The 15,069-nt window shown below is 67.9% G+C and carries 12 protein-coding genes; 4 read left to right on the top strand and 8 right to left on the bottom strand.

Annotated elements, in window-relative coordinates; translation table 11 throughout:
• Window positions 1-36: 36 nt before the first annotated feature.
• Both serB and ACIBK6_RS29500 read right to left on the bottom strand, forming a co-directional pair.
• Entirely contained in the window at window positions 37-1,263 is a 1,227-nt protein-coding gene (gene serB, locus ACIBK6_RS29505) for a phosphoserine phosphatase SerB (RefSeq protein ID WP_399054459.1), read from the bottom strand.
• Window positions 1,250-2,134 carry a LysR family transcriptional regulator gene (locus ACIBK6_RS29500; protein ID WP_399054458.1) on the bottom strand — a complete coding sequence of 295 codons (885 nt, stop codon included), beginning with the start codon at window positions 2,132-2,134 and terminating at the stop codon, window positions 1,250-1,252. Before ACIBK6_RS29500 ends, serB begins: the two co-directional genes overlap by 14 nt.
• Window positions 2,135-2,431: 297 nt before the next feature.
• On the opposite strand from ACIBK6_RS29500, the gene serC reads away from it, so the two are divergent.
• On the top strand, window positions 2,432-3,553 hold the full coding sequence (serC, locus tag ACIBK6_RS29495; protein WP_399054457.1) for a phosphoserine transaminase: 1,122 nt from the start codon (window positions 2,432-2,434) through the stop codon (window positions 3,551-3,553).
• Window positions 3,554-3,593: 40 nt separating this feature from the next.
• Here serC and ACIBK6_RS29490 read toward each other — a convergent pair whose 3' ends face one another.
• The 5 genes from ACIBK6_RS29490 to ACIBK6_RS29470 all read right to left on the bottom strand — a co-directional run bounded on the left by ACIBK6_RS29490 (window position 3,594) and on the right by ACIBK6_RS29470 (window position 8,494).
• Window positions 3,594-4,277, bottom strand: a complete 684-nt coding sequence (locus tag ACIBK6_RS29490; RefSeq protein WP_399054455.1) for a response regulator — start codon at window positions 4,275-4,277, stop codon at window positions 3,594-3,596.
• A gap of 12 nt (window positions 4,278-4,289) precedes the next feature.
• On the bottom strand, window positions 4,290-5,444 hold the full coding sequence (locus ACIBK6_RS29485; protein ID WP_399054454.1) for a sensor histidine kinase: 1,155 nt from the start codon (window positions 5,442-5,444) through the stop codon (window positions 4,290-4,292).
• Between the two features lie 118 nt (window positions 5,445-5,562).
• Entirely contained in the window at window positions 5,563-6,666 is a 1,104-nt protein-coding gene (locus tag ACIBK6_RS29480; RefSeq protein ID WP_399054453.1) for an aminotransferase class V-fold PLP-dependent enzyme, read from the bottom strand.
• 29 nt (window positions 6,667-6,695) lie between these two features.
• Complete coding sequence (locus ACIBK6_RS29475) at window positions 6,696-7,103, bottom strand: RidA family protein (RefSeq protein ID WP_399054452.1); 408 nt, start codon at window positions 7,101-7,103, stop codon at window positions 6,696-6,698.
• 113 nt (window positions 7,104-7,216) lie between these two features.
• Window positions 7,217-8,494: an MFS transporter gene (locus tag ACIBK6_RS29470; RefSeq protein ID WP_399054451.1), complete on the bottom strand. Its 1,278-nt coding sequence runs from the start codon at window positions 8,492-8,494 to the stop codon at window positions 7,217-7,219.
• A 406-nt stretch (window positions 8,495-8,900) separates the two neighbouring features.
• Between ACIBK6_RS29470 and hemA the strand changes: the two genes are divergently transcribed.
• The 3 genes from hemA (at window position 8,901) to ACIBK6_RS29455 (ending at window position 12,228) form a co-directional block, all read left to right on the top strand.
• Window positions 8,901-10,142: a 5-aminolevulinate synthase gene (gene hemA / locus ACIBK6_RS29465; protein WP_399054450.1), complete on the top strand. Its 1,242-nt coding sequence runs from the start codon at window positions 8,901-8,903 to the stop codon at window positions 10,140-10,142.
• Between the two features lie 31 nt (window positions 10,143-10,173).
• Entirely contained in the window at window positions 10,174-11,196 is a 1,023-nt protein-coding gene (locus ACIBK6_RS29460; RefSeq protein WP_399054449.1) for a hydroxyacid dehydrogenase, read from the top strand.
• Between the two features lie 198 nt (window positions 11,197-11,394).
• Window positions 11,395-12,228, top strand: a complete 834-nt coding sequence (locus ACIBK6_RS29455; protein WP_399054448.1) for a UbiA family prenyltransferase — start codon at window positions 11,395-11,397, stop codon at window positions 12,226-12,228.
• A 72-nt stretch (window positions 12,229-12,300) separates the two neighbouring features.
• On the opposite strand, the gene ACIBK6_RS29450 is transcribed toward ACIBK6_RS29455, so the two are convergent.
• A complete protein-coding gene (locus ACIBK6_RS29450) occupies window positions 12,301-15,066 on the bottom strand; it encodes a bifunctional YncE family protein/alkaline phosphatase family protein (RefSeq protein WP_399054447.1) in 2,766 nt (921 codons plus the stop codon).
• Between the last annotated feature and the right edge of the window lie 3 nt (window positions 15,067-15,069).

Raw genomic sequence — 15,069 nt, 5'->3', positions numbered from 1 at the left:
GTGCCGCCGACACCCCGTACTGCTCCGGCAAACAGATCAGGCCACTTGAAGGACCCGGTGTTCCGTCACCACCTCCATCTCGTCGTGTGGAATTCCCAGCAGGTACAACAAGGAGTCCAATGAAGGGGAGTTGAGGGTGGTGGGCGCCGCCTTCCGGACCAAGGGCTTGGCGTTGAAGGCCACCCCGAGTCCGGCGGCATTGAGCATGTCGAGGTCATTGGCGCCATCGCCGATCGCCACGGTCTGCGCCATCGGTATGCCGGCTTCGTTCGCGTACTGCATCAGCAGACGGGCCTTGGCCGCCCGGTCCACGATGTCCCCGATGAGACGCCCGGTGAGCTTCCCATCCGCGATCTCCAGGGTGTTGGCCGCGCTGAAGTCCAGGCCGAGATGCCATGCCAGGTACTCGGTCACCTGGGTGAAGCCGCCGGAGACCGCGCCGATCCGGTATCCGAGTCGTCGCAGCGTACGCACGAGGCTGAGGGCACCCGGGGTCAGCCGTACGCGAGTGCTCACGGCGTCCACGACCGAGGCGTCCAGACCGGCCAGCAGGGCCACCCGCGCGCGCAGTGACTCCTCGAAATCGATCTCGCCGCGCATGGCCGCTTCTGTGATCGCCGAGATCTGCGTACCGCACCCGGCGTACTCGCCGAAGAGGTCGATCACCTCATCCTGAATGAGCGTGGAGTCGACGTCCATCACCACCAGTCGACGGGCCCGCCGTGACAGCCCCGCCTCGGAGATGGCGAGGTCCGCGGGGGCACTGCGGGCCACGCCGTAGAGTCCCGCGCGCAACTGCTTCACATCTGGTCCGCTGACCAGGAATTCGATGGCTGTCACCGGGCGCCGGGCCAGTGGTGTGATGCGGTCGATGCGGCCCCCGAGCGCGGAGATCTCCGTTGAGACCGCGGCTGTGGTGCGCGCGCTGAGCGTCGGTCCGACGAGGGTGACGTGCGAGCGGTGACCGCCGGGCTGTGTCTTCTCGTTCACGGTCCCGATCGGAGTGAGCTCTGAGTGCAGCTCTCTGGCGCTCGCCCAGTCGCGCAGGGCGGTGCGAAGTTCTCCGACAGCACAGCCTCCATGCCGGGGGGCGTGGATGCGTACGCACAAAGTGATGTGGGTTTGGGTACGAACCTTCTCCACATCGAGAATGGTGGCGTCGAACACGGCCAGTTGCCGGAACAGGCTGCTGGTGATGTCCGGCTGGTCGCGTCCGAAGATGCTGACGAGCATGGTGGACGCGTGCTGACTACCGTCCGGCATGACTTTTGAACCTTTCAACTGAGCTTTTTGGCATGCGAGTTCGCGACAGCGTGCGTCCTGCCATTTCCAGTGGTCTCGGCACCGGACGTACGTGGTGGTCCGCGAAGGCTTCCTTGGCCATGTCGGTGAAGCGGCGGGCGAGAGGGTGCGCCCCCTGCAGGGGATGCATCAGCGTCAGCGGGACGGGTGGTGCGTCCACCAGCGGAATGAACCGGACAGCCGGGTGAAGCTGTCGGCGCAGAACGAGTTCGGGAACAACACCAACACCCTTTTCCGCGGCGACCAGTTCGAGCCATTCGTCGAAGTTCTCGCAGTGGACGACCGTCGAGGGCCGACGGCCTTCCGGCCAGTCGGTGATGTCGGTGATCCCGCTCACGGTGTTCATCACCACGGGGTGGTCCGCGAGCTCACTCCAGGTGAGCTGGTTTCGCCGGGCGAGAGGGGAGCGGCAGGGCACCGCGGCGGCGCGCGGCTCCTCACCGAGTCTCACTTGCCGCATCCCCCTGGCCGCCGGAGCAATGCGCAGCAGAGCGATGTCCACGGCTCCGCGATCAACTCCGGCCAGCGTCTCGTCCCGACGTATCAGAGATACCCCCACGCCGGTCTCGTCCTCGAACCGGGAGACGGCGTCATGGACCCAGCCGTCCGGGAGGAGCCAGGTGAATCCCAGTCGCACCTTGCCCTTTTCGCTCGGAGGGGCAAGCGCCTCTTCAAGGCGCGGCAGGAGGAACTGCAACTTGTCGTGGAGTTCACGCCCGGCATGGCTGAGGGCAACGGAACGCGTCGTGCGGTCGAACAGCTTGACGTTCAAGGCCGTTTCCAGCCGGTGGATGCTTCGGGTGAGCGTGGGCTGGTTCGTTTCCAAGGTCACGGCTGCCCTGGTGAAACTGAGGGATTCGGCGACTGCGAGGAATGCTCGCAGGTGCCGGACCCCGACATCTGTCCAAGCCAACACAGGCCCCTTTGCTCGTGTACGCGCCGTCAGGGATGGGCGCCGGATCGAACCTAGGGGGCGAACGCGCCATGATCAGGCTCAATTACTCCATGGGTTCGCTCAGTGCTCCCAAGGAACCATTGCGGGCCGACGAGTGCGTCCTTCGGTACGGGTAGTGCTCCCTCTGGTAGCGGCCAGCACCCTGCCCGCCTGCGGGATGCGTAGATTCCCGCCATGAGCGACATCCGGATTCCCGCTGACATGAAGCCCGCCGACGGCCGTTTCGGCGCGGGCCCCTCCAAGGTGCGTACGGAGGCGCTGGACGCCCTGGCCGCCACCGGTACGTCCCTGCTCGGTACCTCCCATCGCCAGGCCCCGGTGAAGAACCTGGTCGGCGAGGTGCGCCAGGGCGTACGCGACCTGTTCTCCCTCCCCGAGGGCTACGAGGTGATCCTGGGCAACGGCGGCTCCACCGCGTTCTGGGACATCGCGACGCACGGCCTGATCGAGAACAAGTCCCAGCACCTGACCTTCGGCGAGTTCTCGTCCAAGTTCGCGAAGGCCGCCAAACTGGCGCCCTGGCTGGCCGAGCCGACCGTCATCAGCAGCGACCCCGGTACCCACCCGGCCCCGAAGGCCGAACCGGGCATCGACGTGTACGCCTTCACCCACAACGAGACCTCCACCGGGGTTGCCGCCCCCGTCCAGCGCGTCGCGGGCGCCGACGAGGGCGCCCTGGTCCTGGTGGACGCCACCTCCGGCGCCGGCGGCCTGCCCGTCGACATCACCGAGAGCGACGTCTACTACTTCGCCCCGCAGAAGTCCTTCGCCTCCGACGGCGGCCTGTGGCTCGCCGCGTTCTCCCCGGCCGCCCTGGAACGCGCCCAGCGCATCCACACCAGCGGCCGCCACGTGCCCGAGTTCTTCTCGCTGCCGACTGCGATCGACAACTCGCTGAAGAACCAGACGTACAACACCCCCGCCCTGTCCACCCTGTTCCTGCTCAACGAGCAGCTGAAGTGGATCAACGGCCAGGGCGGCCTCGGCTGGTCGACGGCCCGCACGAAGGACTCCTCGACCCGCCTGTACTCATGGGCCCAGGACTCCAAGCACGCCTCCCCCTTCGTCACCGACCCGGCCAAGCGCTCCCAGGTCATCGGCACGATCGACTTCGCCGACGACATCGACGCCGCCGCCATCGCCAAGGTCCTGCGCGCCAACGGCATCGTCGACACCGAGCCCTACCGCAAGCTCGGCCGCAACCAGCTGCGCATCGCCATGTTCCCGGCGATCGACCCGGCGGACGTCGAGGCCCTGACAGCCTGCATCGACTACGTCATCGAGCGCTCTCGCTAAGGGTGTCGTCCGGCCGTGATCCGCCGGACACCCCCTGGGGTCAGGAGGATGGCGTCTGGCGGGCCACGGGCTGGAGCAGTCCGGCGGCCACCGTCTTGTTGTAGGCGTCGATGCGCGAATTCGCTCCCATCTTCTGGAAGATGTTGCGCAAGTGCCGTTTGACGGTGTTCTCGGTTATCCCCAGCCTGTTGGCGATCTGCTGGTTGCTGAAGGCGACACCGACGTAGGTGAGGATCTGCAACTCCCGCCGGGACAAAGGAGATTCCTCCCCGGCCGGTTCTTCCTCCACGTCATCGGGTCCCCGCCCCAAGAACGCCTGACGCGAGGCGAAGACAGTGACGTGGTCCGACGGCTCCTGGACCTGCTTGATGGCGAACACCAACTCTTGACGGGTCACTCCCTTGTGCAGGAAACCCTTGATGCCCTTCTCTATCAGGGCGGTGATCAGTGCCGCGTCATCGTCGTGCATGGTGAGTACGATGACCTCGGTCCGGGGCGAGACGTCCCGAATCCTCTCCACGGTGACCGGCGGATCGTTCCTGGGCATCTCGATGTCCAGAAGGACGATGTCCGGCTGTAGTTCGCGAGCCGCCTCGACGGCCTCGAACCCGTCGCTGACCTCGGCAACCACCTCGAAGCGTTCCTCAAGCCGCAGTACGTCAGCCAGCGCACCGCGCAACAGCGCGTGATCGTCGGCGATCGCGATCCGGGTCTGCTGCTCCACGCCAACCATCACCTATCGAAGTCCGGCCCATTCGGCGCTCCTGGTGTAGGGCACGTGAACGACGACCTTCGTGCCCTTGCCGTCAATACTCGTCCAATGGACCTGACCACCCAGTTCTTTCACGCGCTCCCGCACGGAGGAGAGGCCGGACGCCACAGTGGAGCGGAGCGTCGCGGACGCGTCGAAGCCCTTGCCGTCGTCGACGACGTACGCGTTGATCTCATGGGGTGCGATGTCCACGGCCACCTCGATGCACTCCGCACCGGCGTGGTTGAGAGCATTGCGCAGGCACTCGCGCAGGATCACGAAGAGTTCCCCGCTGATATCCCGGGTCAGCCACTGCTCGTCGCCGCTGACCTTTACCCGCGTGGTCGGTGAGTCGTACTGGATGTCGGCCAGGAAGTCCGCCAGGGACTCCTCGATGCCGGCGCGTGGCGTGGTGATGCGTAGGTTCCCGACGAGCGTACGGGTGTAATAGAGGGCCTCGTCGAGGAAGGCGTAAGCCGAGCGCAACCGGTCTCCCGGCGGTCCCTGCATCTCATGCGCCTCGTGCAGTTCGAGGCAGCGCAGGATCATGGCCAGGGAACTGCCGAGGTGGTCGTGGATGTCGCGGGCCAGCCGTGTGCGGTCGTCGGAGTTCGCGTTTCTGACCTTGGTGAGAAGGAAGGCGTCGTACCCGCGCATCGCCGACTGGACCCTTAGCCCGACGCTGCTGTTGTAGACGTACAACGTCCTTTTCAGCAGCCGGTCCGCTGTCGTGTACGGCATCGTCTGCACCGCGCGGTGCACGTGATCGAGGAAGCTCTCGAAGAGGGCCGTACAGGCGTGAAACGACTCGGCGGGATGAACGCCGTTGAAGGCCCGGCTCATTCCCAGGCCGGAGGATGCCGACAGCGTCTGCCGGTCGGGGCGCTTCCACGACCCTTCGAGGTCGGCGACGCAGTCGTCAATGATGGCCTCGGCCTGCCACCGGCACTCTTCCCAATGCGGGGACTCGCCCAGCACATTGCCCTGCCGGCGCAGGGCCTGCCGGTAGGAGTCAAGGAGGGACTGACGCCCCGAGCGCAGCATCACCGCGAGTCGCGCGGCGCAGGTGGCCTCATCCGCTACGCCGTCCGATGCCTCGGCTTCGGGGGAAGCAGGCTGGCAGCGCGGATGATCGATCATGCGAATGTACGTTACAGCAGGTCTCCTCCCGGTTTGCCTCAGCCAGGAGGAGATCTGCCGTACATACGCAGAACTGACGCGCACAGCCAAGGCGGTGGCTCCGCACCAGCCGATCGGCTCAGGAACGTGCGCTGCGCACAGCTGCCAGCAGGGTCTCCAGGTCCGACTGGTCATTGAAGTAGTGGAACCCCACTCTGAGCCGGTCGGCCAGAGCGGTCGCGCGAATGCGACGTGCGGCCAGTTCCTTCGCCAGCCGGTCGGCGTCATCGGCCTTCACGACGGCGATGTGGGACGCGTTCCCCTGGGCGGCCCTGGGCAGTCCCATGGAGCGCGCCTCGGTCAGGAACGCATCGGCCAGGGCGAGGCAGTGTGCCTCAACGGCCGCGCTGTCAAGCCGCTGCATCAGCCGGACCGCCGCACCGGCACCGATCCAGGAGAGCCAGGCCGGCGAAGTGTCACACCGTGCGGCGCCCGTGGCGAAGTCGAGGCCGCCGCCGAAGTAGGCGTGCGGCGCCGGTGAGGACTTCCAGCTGGGCATGAGCGGAGTCAGGTCCGAGAGCCTGTCGGGGCGTACGACCAGCCATGCCGCGCCTCTGGGGCACAGCATCCACTTGTAGCCGTGCACGGCCAGATAGTCGGGGCGCAGCTCGGAGAGGTCGAGCCGCAGAGCGCCGAGCGTCTGGGTGGCGTCCACGAAGAGGCGTGCCCCGACGGCGTCGGTCGCGGCCCGCAGCACCGGCAGGTCGGCGCGGACGCCGTCCCTGCTGAGCACCTCGCTCACCGCGAGCAGTACCGTGCGCTCGTCCACGGCCGCGACGAGGTCCTCCGTCCGTACGGCGCCGTCACGCGCCGGGACGACGACGACCTCGAACCGGTCGGAGTCCAGTGCGAGCCAGGGCAGCAGATTGCTGCGGAACTCGTCCGCGGGAACGACCACGCGTCCCGGGGGCAGACCGGCCGCGACAGTGGCGGCCGCCTCCGCCACCGACGCCATGGTCGCGACCGTCGCTTCGGGGACCGACAGGTACTCGGCGAACAGCGCACGTCCCCGGGCGGCCGCCCCGTCCCAGTCGAGCCAGTCGAAGTCGCCGCTCCGCCACTGCGCCAGCGCCGTGCCCAGTGCCCGGTTGACCGGCTCGGAGCCCGGGGGTGAGCCGGGGGTGTCCAGCCAGGTGGACACCCGCAGCGCGGGAAACTGGTCCCGGAACTCGCTGTGGCTCATCGGTGCTTGGGGCGTCGGCGGTAGTGGGCTCATTCGGGGACCGCCACGATTCCCTCGATCTCCACGGACAGCTCCGGCTTGGCCAGTGCCGCCACCACGGCCAGCGAGTGGGCCGGATACTTCCCGTCGGGGAACCAGTCGGCGTACACCTCGTCGCGCGCCGCGTAGTAGCCCGGGAGGCAGCTCACACCTGAGACGAACGACGTCAGCTTCACCAGGTCGGCGGGCCCGGCTCCGAGGGAGCGGAGCAACTGCTCGATGTTGGCGAAGATCTGGCGGGTCTGTCCGGCGGCGTCCGGGCCGGCCAGCCTGCCGTCTGCCAAGGTGCCGACCTGTCCCGAGATGTGGATCTGTCGACGGCCGGCCGGCACCTCCGCGAGGTGGCTGTACTTGCCGACCGGGGCGCCGATGACCGTCGGGTTCCAGACGCGTGTCATGAATGGTCCTTAAAACAAGGGGAGTTGGGTGATGGGGGCCTACTGCCCAGGGGTCTCCGGAACCGTGCCGCCAGTGGCTCATGGGGGAGGCGGTACGGTCCCGGAAACCGGTCTCATCGCTTCTGCGTGGCAGGAGCGCGGCGGGTGATGAAGACGATCACTGCCGCTGCGCACAGGACAGCGGCGAGCACGTACATCAGGCGGGAGAAACCGCTGCCGACCAGAGCTCCGGCGACTTGCGGCCCCAGGCTCGCACCGACGAAGAAGCAGAAGGTGGACAGCGAGAGCGCGGTGCTGCGGGCGACTCCCGAGCGCTCACCCACGGTGCCGACCATGGCCGGGGTCGCGATGGTGATGGCGGCGACGAAGACGAGGAGCAGGCCGGCCAGGCCGGTTGTGCCCGGCGACACGAGGCCGGTGACCAACGTGGTGACCGACGCGAGCAGGAGGCCGAAGACGACCCGGGCGACGTTCGGGACGCGGGTCAGCCACGGTGTGAGGAGCGGAATGAGGATCATGGCCGGCAGTGAGCTGGACCGCAGCACGAGCAGTTCCTGGTTGTCCGCCACGATGCCGCTGAGCTGGATCCCTGTGTACATGGCGACGAACGAGCCGAAGACGGCAGGAGTGGCGAGGTACAGCAGCCGAAGTCCCGGGGTGCACAGCACCCTGGGGATGGAGCGGTAGGCGCTGAGAGGCGAACCGCCCCGCGGCTCCAGGTCCGTCAGCATCACGGCGCGGAGCACGAACGCCATGACAGCGAAGGCGACCGCACCGGCGACGAACACCGCACGCCAGCCGAGGGCGTCGGCGATGGTCTGCGAGGCGACCTGGGCGATCACCGCGGAGGCCAGGAACGACGTGGTCACCGCGGTCGTGGTGACCATCCGGCGCTCGGGGGCGACGCGTTCGGCGATGTAGGACAGCACGGTGGGGGGAAAGGCCGCGACAGTGACGCCTTGGAGCACCCGCAGCGCGATACCGAGACCGAGCCCCGGTGCGCAGGCGACCAGCGCGGTGGTGACCGCCGTCGCCGCGATGCCGTACACGACGATCCGCCGGTGGCCGTAGCGGTCCGCCAAGGGGCCGAACACGACGAATCCGCCCGCGTATCCGAACCCGAAGGCACTGGCCATCCACGTCATCGCCGAGGCGCTCGCATGCCAGGCGTGCCCCATGGTGTCCATCACCGGGATCACGGCATACATCTGACCGGTGGCGAGAATCGCCGTGATGACGAAGGCCGCCAGGGTGGGGCCGAGCGGGGCGTACCCCTTCGACTCCGACGCGCGGCTCCGGCCGGGGGGCTGGGGCCCGGGAACCGTGGCCGGTCCGGCACTCCCGTCCCCGGCCGCGCCGTGGTCGGTCACTTGGGTGCTTCCGTGTGACATGGGTCCTCCCGGATGCGTGAGAAGCCACAGCGGGCGGATTGAGCTCCGCGGGTTCTCCGAAACAGTGCGATGAGGGCCCGGATCAGCATTCCGTCTCCAGGCCCGGCCATCGGACGTTATTTCCCTCGCGGGCGGAAGTGAAATGACCTCATCGGGCCATCTATGCGGAAGGCGTATAAATCGCGGAGAGTCCTTTCTGCGGTGCATGCAAGAGGCGTATAGGTCGCCCCGCGAACGCATTTCCCTGCCGGTCTGCAGGGAGCTAGTTTTTCGCCGTGGCCAGAATAGGTCACCCCTCGCGCAGCCCAATCCCGCTGATCCGTCCGCTGGAAGACGTGCGGGATCAGGGATGTGCGGGTTCCGGGACGTGCGGGTTCCGGTTTGCATTCGACAGACGGAGGAATCGTTGTTCGACTACCAGGCCTTCTTCGCCCATGAGATCGAGGCTCTCAAGAAGCGCGGCAACTACCGGACATTTGTGAGCATTGAACGACTGGCGGGCAGCTTCCCCCAGGCATTGCAGCACGATTCCGGAAACGGGCGCCGCATCAGGGTCTGGTGCAGCAATGACTATCTGGGAATGGGGCAGAACCCGCTGGTTCTGGCCGCGATGCACAAGGCGATCGACGAGTCCGGCGCGGGCAGCGGCGGGTCACGCAACATCTCGGGCAACAACCGCTACCACGTCCTGCTGGAACAGGAGCTGGCCGATCTGCACGGCACCGAGGCCGCGCTGATCTTCCCGTCGGGCTACTCGGCGAACGACGCGGCCCTGACCGTCCTGGCCGGGCGGCTGCCCGGCTGTGTCGTGCTCTCGGACGAGCTCAACCACGCGTCGATGATCGCGGGAATCAAGCACAGCGGCGCCGAGAAGGTCATATTCCGGCACAACGACATCGACCACCTCGAAGAGCTGCTCGCAGGCCTGGCCCCCGAGGCTCCGAAGGTCATCGCCCTGGAGAGCATCTACTCCATGGAGAGTGACGTGGCTCCGCTTGAGCAGATCTGCGAACTCGCCGAGCGGTACGGAGCGTTCACCTATCTCGACGAGGTGCACGCCGTCGGCATGTACGGACCCCAGGGTGCGGGGATAGCCGCGGAACTCGGCATCGCGGACCGCTTCGATGTCATCCAGGGAACCCTGGCCAAGGCGTTCGGCATCGCCGGCGGTTACGTGGCCGGACCCGCTTCCGTCATCGACGCGATCCGCAGCTTCGCGTCCGCCTTCATCTTCACCACGTCGCTGCCGCCTGCCATCGCGGCCGGAGCGCTGGCAGCCGTACGCCACCTCAAGCGCTCCGACCGCGAGCGCACCGACATGCGCGAGAAGGCCGCCCTGATGCACAGGATGCTGCGTTCCCTGGGCATCCCGGTGGTGTCCGACGACGCGCACATCGTGCCCGTACTGGTCGGCGACGCCCACAAGTGCCGTGAGGTCGCGGCCCAGCTCATGGACCGGCACGGGATCTACGTCCAGCCGATCAACTCGCCGAGCGTGCCCGTCGGTACGGAGCGTCTGCGCGTGACGCCGACCCCCCACCACAGCGAGGACGAGATCCACGGGTTCGTCGATGCGCTGGACGCCGTGTGGGCACGACTTAGCCTGCCGCGTCTGGACTCGGTCAGCCCGACCGCCGTAGCCGCGTGACCCCTGCCCGCCCCGACATGTGGAGCTCGTCATGACCCAGCCCGTCCCGCAGTTCCGAGAACAGGCCGGCAAGCAGGTGGTCGTCGTCAGCGACCCGCTTCCCGACGACACCCTGGCCGGACTGCGTCCCTACGAGGTCCGGCACTGCGACGGCAGCGACCCGCGCGCCCTGCGGGAAGCCCTGAAGGACGCACACGCCCTGCTCATGCGCAGCGGCACGAAGGCCGACGCCGAGGCCATAGCGACGGCACCGAACCTGCGCGTCATCGCCCGGGCCGGCGTGGGCCTGGACAACGTCGACGTCGCGGCAGCCACCCGCGCCGGCGTCCTGGTGGCCAACGCCCCGCACTCCAACGTGCTCAGCGTCGCCGAACTGACCATCGGCCTCATCATCGCCTCCCTGCGCAAGACCTACGCGGCCGGGGCCTCACTGCGCGCGGGGAACTGGGAGCGAGCCGCCTTCAAGGGCTCCGAGCTGGCGGGCCGGACCGTGGGCATCGTCGGCTTCGGCAACGTCGGAAAGCTGGTCGCCCGTCGGCTCGCCGCGTTCGACACCCCGCTGGTCGCTCATGACCCCTACGCCCCGCCGCAGGACGCGGAACGTCTCGGCGTCCGGCTGATGGAACTCGACGAGCTGATGTCCACGAGCGATGTCATCACGGTCCATCTGCCCAAGACCCCGGAGACGACCGGCCTGATCGGCCGTCGTGAACTCGGCCTTGCCAAGAGCACCGCACACCTGGTCAACACCTCGCGCGGCGGAATCGTCGACGAAGAAGCCCTCGCCGTGGCCCTGCGGGAGGGCCGGATCGCCGGAGCCGCGCTCGACGTGTTCGAGATCGAACCGGCCATCGGCTCCCCCCTGCTCGACCTCCCCTCCGTCACCGGCACGCCCCACTTGGGCGCCAGCACGAAGGAGGCACAGGAGCGGGCCGGGCACGAGGCCGTCCAGGCCGTATGCAACGCACTGGAGGGCAAGCCGGTCGCCCATGCGGTCAACGCGGCCGACGTGACGCCCCGGGCCTCGGAACACGCTGCCCCTCGCATATCCTGACAAGCCATTCCATTTACTGGCACGGGTCAGAATTCGGCCCGGGCAGCGACCATGCGCCTCGCTCTCCCGGGCCGGCCAAGACACGAGATCACTGACATGCCGAGTTACCTTGGGACGAACTCCCCGTCCGTCACCGACGATCCAGCCACTTCGGGGCCCAGGACCCTCTTGCTGTGCCTGAAGGAGTCCAGGCCGTCGGTGCAGGTCATCTTCCTGCTGCGGTTCACCGCGGCCTTCCTGCCGAGCAGTCAGATATCGGGGGCGGGCCTGATGCGGTTCCTCCCCTCGGCCGCCGCCTGGGGCCTGGCCACCATGTACGCGTACCTCGTCAACGGTGTGCACGATGCCCCCGAGGACCGCATGAACGGCAACGGCAGGCCGATCAGCAGCGGAGAACTCAGTCCGCTCCGGGGCATGTACGTGGCCCGGGTGCTGGCCGTACTGGCGCTGCTCATCGCATCGGTCACGGAGAGCCTCGCCCTGGTCCTCCTCGTGGCCGCCCAACTGCTCTGCGGCCACGCGTACTCGGCCCCACGGATCGCGCTCAAGGTCCGCACCTCGACTGCTTCCCTGGCCGTCCTGCTGCTCGGCGGACTGACCTTCGCCGCCGGTTGGGTAAGTGGCGGAGCCACTGAACACCCGCTGCCGATCCTGCTGTTCGGCGGTGCGATGACACTGTGGATGGCCTGCGTGGGCGCACTCGTCAAGGATCTCTCCGACCTACGCGGGGACGCCGCCGTCGGCCGCCGAACCGCCTTGATCCTGTGGGGGGAGCGACGAGCTCGCATCGTCTGCGCCGCCACCCCGCTCGCCATCGGCCTGCTGTACCTGCTCTCCTCGGTGACTGTCGCCCCCTCCCTCCTGCCCTCGGCCTTCGTGCTCCTGGCCGGCGCCGTTGCGACGACCTACTTCGTCCGGACCACGTCCTCGGACGAACCCCGCAACCGCAGCCGTCTCCCGTACAAGGCGTTCATGGTCACTCAGTACGGCGCATGCCTCACCGAGATCGCGACGGAACTCGTGCAGCTTTAGCGCCTGTCGCGGAACGCTGCTCCCGGCCGGCGGTGTCGCCGGTCGGGGGCCCCGAGACGCGATCGGGCTGCGTCAGCCGTCGGACTCCGGGGAGGGGATGTAGGCGCCGGGCACGTCATTCGGCGCGTAGATCTTGTTCTCGCCGGGGTACGGCTTCGACCAGTTGTGTGTCTGGTACCACGTGAAGTGGTTCATCTGCGCGGGGTTCGCGAAGTCGGGCACGGCGTGCGGGCCGGTCAGCCGCTGGTTCGACTTCCAGGTGTTCCACTCCGCCGCGAGCGACTGCTTGTCGGCAGGCACCTTGGTCGTCGGCGCGGCAACCGCCTTGGGGTCCTGCGGCGCCGGGGTGTCCACACCGCAGGACGGCGGGGTGCTCAGACCGTCGGTCAGCGAGGTCCGGTTGGGCAGCGCCTTGAACGGGGTGTAGTCCGGGTGCCCGGTGAACGCCCCGCGCATCGGGCTGGCCGCACTGTCCTTCTGGTTCATCGGGCGGATTCCGAGGATCTGCTCGATCGTCCGGATCATCGTGATCTGCGAGTAGTAGTGGCTGTCGACGGTGCCGTGCTGGGCCCAGGGGCTGATGATCTGGATCGGCGCACGGTGGCCGTCGACGTGGTCGAGGCCGGCCTGGGAGTCGTCCTCGACAACGAAGATCGCCGAGTCCTTCCAGTACGCGCTGTGGGAGATCTCGTCGACGATCCTGCCGGTCGCGAGGTCGTTGTCCGCGACCTGGGCGGCGGGGCCCGCCGGACCACCGGTGTGGTCGCTGGAGAGCCAGAGCATGTTCAGGTTCGCCGGACCGTTCTTCTCGAAGTGCTGCTTCCAGATCTGCTCCCGGTAGATGTCCGGGACGCTGGTGTCGAACTTCGGGAAACCGGGCACCGACACGCTGTTGAGTGACGGGATCGGCGAGGACGAGTTCAGGGCGTAGCCGGTGCCCCGCCCGGTCGCGTCCATGTTCTTGGCGTCGCAGTACAGGTTCTGCCAGCTCGCGTCCGACGGCTTCGTCAGGAACTGCTGGAACTCGCCGAAGTCCCGTACGGACTTGCCCGCCGCCTGCGCGCCCGTCCACAGGAAGCCGGACTTCTGGTGGCCGAGCGCGTCGTCCTCGGTGTCGTAGCTGCGCGCGTACTCACCGGCCGAGGACTCGGTGTACTCCGGATTGTCAGCCTGCATCAGCCAGTTGTGGCCCTCGGCGGAGTTCGTGCCGATGTCGTACGTGTTGTCGTACAGCCCGAACTGCCCGGCCAGCGCGTGCTGGTTCGGCGTCACGTTCGCGCCGAACTGGGTCAGCGACGGGTTGCCGTTGCCCTTCGCGATGTCACCGTAGACCTGGTCGTACGTCCGATTCTCCTTGACGATCAGGAAGACGTGCTTGATCGTCGACGGGTCGCCGATCCGGGCCGGGACCGGCACCGGCTTCGCCCTGCTGTTCTTGTTTGCCGAGGCGACCGCGCCCTCGCTCCAGCCGTTCTGCCGGAAGACCTTGGCGGTCTGGGACCTGATGACACGGTCGCTGGGCAGCGTGAACCGCGTCAGGCTCGACGTCGTGTCGTGGGTGTTGTGGCCGGCTCTGTCGGGGCGGCGGGCGTCGATACCACGGGTGTTGGAGACCACCACCTTGTCGCCGACCGCGGCGATCTCCGCGGGGAAGTAGTCCGTGGGGAGCAGGCCGACGTAGCTGACCGGCTCCTGCGGGGTCGTGTACCGGTAGACGGCGACGGCGTTGGCGCGGCCGAGCGTCACCAGCAGGTGACCGTCGTCGGTGAGCGTCACCGCGTTGGGCTCGTAGCCGACCGACGCCTCCGGCCACGGCTGGGTGGAGATGGTCTGCACGACCTTGTCGTTGGAGGTGTTGATGACCGACACGTTGTCGTCGGCGGTGTTGGTGACGAACACCGCCCCGTGCTTGGCGTACACGGCGGTCGGGTGCAGACCGACGCCGATGGTCCCGACGGCGGCGGACGGCTTCGCCAGGTTGATGACGCTGACCGTGCCGGTGGTGGTGGCACCGGTCACCGGGCTGGCCGGCACCTGGGTGCCGTAGGAGTTGAGCGTGGAGTCACCAGCCTTCGCCGGCCGGCCGCCCTCGTTGCTGACGTAGAGCTTGGTGCCGACCCGGACCATTCCGCGCGGGGCATTGCCGACGTCCCAGCTCTGCTTGACGGTCCCGGTGGCCGTGTCGATGGCGACCGCGCGGTTCTGGCCGTTGACGGCGGAGTACACGGTGGAGCCGTCGGCCGAGAACACCGCCGCACCCACCAGGGCGTGCTTGGTGTCCTGGACCGGGATCGAGATGGCCGTCGGGTTGGCGAGGGTGCCGTCCGGGTTCACGGTGAACCTGGTGTAGCCGTCGGCCTGGCCCAGCCACAGCTGCGAGCCGTCGGGCGAGTACGCCGGGCCTTCCTGGCCGACGGCGCCGCTCTTGATGCGCAGGTCGTCCACCGCGTTGGTGCCGACGCGCTGCTTCACCTTCCCGGTCTTGAGGTCCACGACGACCAGCGCCGCATCGCCGTCGGTGACCGAGGCCGCGAGGTGGCTGCCGTCCGGGCTGACCGTCGACGACATGATCTTGCCGTCGTTGATGAGGAGGCGGCTGCCGTACGGGGCGATGTACTGGTCGCTGGAGACGACCTGGCCCTTGGCGGTGACCTGGCCGACCTGCTCGGTGCCGAACTGGCGCGTTTCGGCGACGGCGGTGCCGGCGGCCAGGGCGGCCGTGGTGATGCAGGCCGTGACCAGCGTTGCCCGGCGGCCGACGGGTCTGCCGAGCAAGACGAAGTACTCCTTCTGGACTTGCTCCTTCTCGACTTGCCGACGGCGGCGCGTTATCTGCATGGC

Source organism: Streptomyces sp. NPDC050485, from assembly GCF_044458185.1.
Classification (GTDB): domain Bacteria; phylum Actinomycetota; class Actinomycetes; order Streptomycetales; family Streptomycetaceae; genus Streptomyces.
The sequence above is the reverse complement of the archived record's forward strand: the minus strand, read 5'-3'. Positions and strand labels throughout refer to the sequence as shown.

Coding starts and splice junctions, on each gene's coding strand:
- ACIBK6_RS29470 (WP_399054451.1), bottom strand. CDS start 8,494: ATGTCACACGGAAGCACCCAAGTGACCGACCACGGCGCGGCCGGGGAC.
- ACIBK6_RS29485 (WP_399054454.1), bottom strand. CDS start 5,444: ATGATCGATCATCCGCGCTGCCAGCCTGCTTCCCCCGAAGCCGAGGCA.
- ACIBK6_RS29475 (WP_399054452.1), bottom strand. CDS start 7,103: ATGACACGCGTCTGGAACCCGACGGTCATCGGCGCCCCGGTCGGCAAG.
- ACIBK6_RS29480 (WP_399054453.1), bottom strand. CDS start 6,666: ATGAGCCACAGCGAGTTCCGGGACCAGTTTCCCGCGCTGCGGGTGTCC.
- ACIBK6_RS29460 (WP_399054449.1), top strand. CDS start 10,174: ATGACCCAGCCCGTCCCGCAGTTCCGAGAACAGGCCGGCAAGCAGGTG.
- serB (WP_399054459.1), bottom strand. CDS start 1,263: ATGCCGGACGGTAGTCAGCACGCGTCCACCATGCTCGTCAGCATCTTC.
- serC (WP_399054457.1), top strand. CDS start 2,432: ATGAGCGACATCCGGATTCCCGCTGACATGAAGCCCGCCGACGGCCGT.
- ACIBK6_RS29450 (WP_399054447.1), bottom strand. CDS start 15,066: ATGCAGATAACGCGCCGCCGTCGGCAAGTCGAGAAGGAGCAAGTCCAG.